This window comes from Synechococcus sp. H60.1, from assembly GCF_047462335.1.
GTDB lineage: Bacteria > Cyanobacteriota > Cyanobacteriia > Thermostichales > Thermostichaceae > Thermostichus.
In genome coordinates this window covers 1-4,579 of sequence record NZ_JANSJA010000242.1, presented here as the reverse complement: position 1 = coordinate 4,579, position 4,579 = coordinate 1, and the positions used below count along the sequence as shown (strand labels likewise).

Sequence of the window (4,579 nt, the reverse complement as noted above, 5' to 3'; positions counted from 1 at the left end):
CTACGGAAGAGATCCAAGAACTGGAAGAGGAAGCTTAAGCAAGCCTAGGTGCTCCTCAAACTTAATCGGCGGGAAGCCCCGCACTGTATGGGTGAATTGTGTTGACTCAAGAGCCAATCAGTGTCGGGATGAAAGCCGTTCGTGCTTCAGTTGAAGAGATTGAGTTAAATCTCTGGAGAGCTTCCCTGACTGGTTTCCACCGTGGGTTGCACGGTGGCAGCACGCTGAGACCTCTGTACCAACAAGTCTGGGAAGCGTGAAGCCCGTACGCTATCGGTTCGCGCAGCGTGGCGTCAGCCATGTTGTGTTGACTCAACGAAGATGAGGGTCGGAAGTCATTCCCCACCTAGCTCGCAGCGACTGCTCAGCGCTGAAAGGGATTTTGGTAGGGGTTGGGGCCTTGGCCCTTGTTGCGGTACTTGGGATTGATGGTCAGGGTGCCGGAGCCGAGGCCCCGCTGCGCCAAAAACTCCAGGTTGCGGCGGCGCATGGTGGTGTCGTAGTCATCCTTAACGCGATCTTCGAGGATGGCTACCTGCTGCAGGGCACTCAGCAAAATGGCAGCCGCCTGTTCAGAGGTGTAGCCGTTTTGGGAGGCATAGCGCACGGCGAATTCATCGGCTGCGACTTGCGCTTTTTGTCCCTTTTCTGCTTTACGCAGCAGAAACACCGCCGATGCCGCCAAGCCGGCTGCCAAGCCCACGCCAAGGTTATCTCCCATCTGCAGCTCCACCAAAATGCCCATGCTGCCGGCCCCAATTAGGGCGGGATACAGCAATAGCGCCGACCAGTTGTCTCCCAAGGCCAGCTCGGTGGCCATCACGGCTTCCCGCAAAAAGTAGATCTTCTGTTGATCGGGGCTCAGCTTCTGCCAACGGCTCAGGTCGATGGCAAAGCGAGTGTACTTCTGCCAGGGAAAGCGCCAGAGCGGCTGCACAACCCGAGATTGGTCAGGGGATCCAATCTCGATCTGCACCTCGGGTCGGATCTCCACCGGGAGAAACTGGATCAGGCGATCGAACTCAGAAATGGTGTACATACTGGCGCGGTAGAGCTGCGGTTGGAGATGGAGATCACTACCTACCCATGGTAAAGGATTCTGGCCTTCTCTGTGGGCTAGCTCCCAAAAAGCCAAGAGCCAAGGGGCTACGCGAGCTGGGATCCCTTGCCTGCTGTGGCCGTGCTACCGGTAATTGACAAACTGCAGCGCCACCGGGTAATCCTGCTGCTTGAGCATTTGAATGACCGCCTGTAGCTCATCTTTGTCTTTGCCGGAAACCCGCACCAGATCCCCTTGAATGGAGGGCTGCACCTTCTTGAAGTTGTCGCGGATTTGCTTGGCAATCTGCTTGGCCAGCGCCGCATCGATACCTCTTTTGAGACGAACGACCTGGCGCACCCGGTTGCCAGCGGCACTCTCCGGGGGTTGAAAGTCGAAGATCTTCAGGGAGAGGCCCCGCTTGGCCGCTTTGGTGAGAAGCAGATCGCGAACGGAATTGAGAGCCATCTCATTGGCAGTGGTGATGGTCAGGGATCCCTCCTCCAGCGCAATTTCCGTCTGGGTATCCTTGAGGTCGTAGCGCTGTTTGATCTCTCGCTGGGCCTGATCCACGGCGTTCACCAACTCCTGCCGATCGAAATCGCTGACAATATCAAACGAGTAAGTGGAGGCCATAAACCCTATCTTTGCTGCCGTTCCGTATCATACGCTCTCAGATGGCCAAGGATCCCCGCTCTCCGGAGGAGTTACAACAGAAGGAAGAATCCTAACCCAAAAAGTGGGGAGCAGCAGGATGGCTGATGTTGTTTTAATTACAGGCGCTTCCGAGGGTATTGGCAGGGCCACCGCCTTTACTTTTGCCCGCGGTGGCTACCGCCTGGCGCTGGCTGCCCGCACGGCTGAAACCCTGAAGCAAACAGCCATCGAGCTGGAGCAAAGCCTCAATGCAGAAGTGTTGGCTGTCCCCACTGACGTGACGCAACCGGAACAGGTGCAAAACCTGGTGGAGGCCACCCTAGAGCGCTACGGCCGCATCGACTGCCTGATCAACAACGCCGGCATTTGCCTGAGCGGCCCCTTCCTACAGACTACGCTGGAACACTGGCAAGCCCTGATGGCGGTTAATTTTTGGGGTTACCTGTACACCATCCGGGCTGTGCTCCCCCACATGCTGAAGCGCAAACAAGGCCAGATCATCAACGTGGGCTCCATCGGCGGCAAGATGCCCCTGCCCCAGATGACTGCCTATTGTGCCAGCAAGTATGCGGTCAGTGGGCTAACGGAGGCGCTGCGTCTAGAGCTGCAACCCCATGGGATCCAGGTAATTGGCGTCCACCCCGGCCCAGTCAACAGCAGTTTTCTCAAGCGAGCCGTTTTTGTTGATGAGGCGGCGCCGGAGGTCTCTCCCGAAAGCGAGTCCCAAGGCTCAAGCAGCGCGGCGCGGCAGCGGATGCAACAGGCACTAGAGAGCTTTTGGGTCAGCCAGCCGGAAGACGTGGCTGCAGCCATTTGGGACGCCGCTCGCCAGTCGAAGTCGGAGGTCGTGGTGGGCATGGCTCAGTGGGCGGTGGGGGCCTACACCCTTTTCCCAGGGCTGGTGGGCCCGCTACTGCAAAGTGCCCGTGGCCGACTTTGAGATTCGGCAGACCATCTCGGGTAGGCGATTCTGCAGCTCTGCCAATGCCAGGGTCGAGCTTTTGTCTGTATAGTATGGTGCTAGGGTTAGATTCGGGCAGTTGCAGCGGAAGGAATTATGGTTGATTCTGTGCCTTCTCCTCCAAGTGCTCAGCAGCACATCTTGGTCGTGGAGGATCGAGATGGCCGCCGCAGCCAGGTGCTGACCGCTGCAAAATACTTCATTGGTCGCGACCTGGCCAACGACATCTGCCTCAACTCCCAATACGCCTCCCGCTACCACGCCATGCTGCTACGCGTCCCTGCTGAGAAGGAGGGAGAATACTACTACCGCATTCTCGATGGGGATCTGGAGGGTAGGCCCAGCACCAACGGCCTCCTGATCAACGGCCAGAAGCTGACCACCCACCAGCTTAAGTCGGGGGATGTGATCACCTTCGGCCCCGATGCCAAAGCCACCTACAAGATCGTCAAGGCCCCGTAGCTTCAGGGGATCCCTCCAGAGGGCGTAATTGCCGCTGAATTAGCAGCAGCAAGGCCAGCAGCAGGGCTACTTCTGAGATCAAAGTGGCCAAGGCTGCTCCTCGCCAGCCCCACATCGGGATCCAAATCCCATTCAAAAGCCCGTTCAGACCCAGTGCCGCCAGTTGCAGGCGGCTGCGCGGCTTTTGCAGCCCGGCTCCGGTGAACAGGTGAGACAGCAGCAGGTGGATCCCTTCCAGCAGGATGACCGGGCTGAGCCAGCGCAGGATGAGAGCGGTTTCCTGGTAAGCCGATCCCAGCACCCAGGGGATCCCGTAGGATCCCAGCGCCATCCCCAGGGCGGCCAAACTGCCATAGCCCACCACCCAAGGGAAGAGCTGCCAGGCGTAGCGGCAGCCCTGCCGTAGGCCCTTTTGTCCTTGGCGGCACAGCTCGGCAAAGTGGCTGGTGAGCAGGGCGATCATCGGCGTTTGCGAGAAGTTGATCACCCGGTAGGCGGCGCTGTAGAGCCCCCCTGCTGCTGCCGAGGCCAGACGGGGCAAAAGCAGCTTGTCCAAATCGGTGAAGGTTTTTGCCGCCGCCAGCCCCACGGCAAAATCCCAGCCCGCCGCCAGCCGTTCCCCCAGATCTCTCCAGGCCAAGGGGGGAGAAAGCTTACTCCACCGTCCCATCCCCCGCGCCATCAGCAGCAGCACGACCAGCACCATCAGACCGTACAGCACGGCCCACTGCACCAGGGATCCCCAACCCAGAGCCACCGCTAGCAGCACAGCGCCAACCCGCCCCAGCGCCATGCTGGTATCGATGAGGGCCACGCCGGCAACCCGCTCTTGCCCGATCAGGATCCCCCTGTACACCTCAGGGATGGCGATAAACAGCAGGTCGCTCCCCAGCAGGATCCCCACCACGAGGGGGGAGATCCCGGCCAGCCAAAGGCTCAACAGAGGTGTTAACAGCAGCGTCATCCCCCCACAGCCTAGCCCGGCCAACCACAAGCTGGGGCCGATCTCCTGGGCAGCCGCCGCGGATCCCCGGCCGCTCAGGCGCTGGATCAGCAGTTCCGACTGGCCCCAATGGCCAAACGGGGCAGCCAGGTTGCTGCAGGCCAAGATGGCGGAGAACACCCCAAAGGCTTCCGGCCCCAACAGCCGCGCCAGCAGGATGAAATAGGCCCCGGACAACCCCAGGCGCAGGCCATTGCCCAGCATCAGCCAGGCAGCCTGTCGTAGCCGCTGTTGTTCTGCCCTATCCACAGCAACTCTCCTGGACGAGGCTGGCCGCAGCCAGGGATACTGGAGGGAGGCTGAGACGACCCGCCCAAACGTGCGACGTTGGGCGCTGGGCGGATGAGTTGCAACTTTTGCGGCAATTCTTCATGGCCAAACTTTACCCTGTTGGCGGCACCGCCACATCCGCGGGACGGGATCCCAAAACCCTGTTTTCCCCCCACTCCAGGCCCCC

The 4,579-nt window shown here is 60.0% G+C and carries 5 protein-coding genes; 2 read left to right on the top strand and 3 right to left on the bottom strand.

Annotated elements, in window-relative coordinates; genetic code table 11:
• Positions 1-364: 364 nt before the first annotated feature.
• Together NW852_RS11605 and NW852_RS11600 are read right to left on the bottom strand one after the other, a co-directional pair.
• A complete protein-coding gene (locus NW852_RS11605) occupies positions 365-1,039 on the bottom strand; it encodes a DUF3318 domain-containing protein (protein ID WP_414377788.1) in 675 nt (224 codons plus the stop codon).
• A 144-nt stretch (positions 1,040-1,183) separates the two neighbouring features.
• Positions 1,184-1,675, bottom strand: a complete 492-nt coding sequence (locus NW852_RS11600; RefSeq protein ID WP_414365420.1) for a YajQ family cyclic di-GMP-binding protein — start codon at positions 1,673-1,675, stop codon at positions 1,184-1,186.
• A 118-nt stretch (positions 1,676-1,793) separates the two neighbouring features.
• On the opposite strand from NW852_RS11600, the gene NW852_RS11595 reads away from it, so the two are divergent.
• Together NW852_RS11595 and NW852_RS11590 are read left to right on the top strand one after the other, a co-directional pair.
• Complete coding sequence (locus NW852_RS11595) at positions 1,794-2,636, top strand: SDR family oxidoreductase (RefSeq protein WP_414365422.1); 843 nt, start codon at positions 1,794-1,796, stop codon at positions 2,634-2,636.
• A gap of 117 nt (positions 2,637-2,753) precedes the next feature.
• Positions 2,754-3,119, top strand: a complete 366-nt coding sequence (locus tag NW852_RS11590) for an FHA domain-containing protein (protein ID WP_414365424.1) — start codon at positions 2,754-2,756, stop codon at positions 3,117-3,119.
• Here NW852_RS11590 and NW852_RS11585 read toward each other — a convergent pair.
• Positions 3,106-4,371, bottom strand: a complete 1,266-nt coding sequence (locus tag NW852_RS11585) for a lipopolysaccharide biosynthesis protein (protein ID WP_414371142.1) — start codon at positions 4,369-4,371, stop codon at positions 3,106-3,108. The genes NW852_RS11590 and NW852_RS11585 overlap by 14 nt on opposite strands.
• Between the last annotated feature and the right edge of the window lie 208 nt (positions 4,372-4,579).

Coding starts and splice junctions, on each gene's coding strand:
- NW852_RS11605 (WP_414377788.1), bottom strand. CDS start 1,039: ATGTACACCATTTCTGAGTTCGATCGCCTGATCCAGTTTCTCCCGGTG.
- NW852_RS11600 (WP_414365420.1), bottom strand. CDS start 1,675: ATGGCCTCCACTTACTCGTTTGATATTGTCAGCGATTTCGATCGGCAG.
- NW852_RS11595 (WP_414365422.1), top strand. CDS start 1,794: ATGGCTGATGTTGTTTTAATTACAGGCGCTTCCGAGGGTATTGGCAGG.
- NW852_RS11590 (WP_414365424.1), top strand. CDS start 2,754: ATGGTTGATTCTGTGCCTTCTCCTCCAAGTGCTCAGCAGCACATCTTG.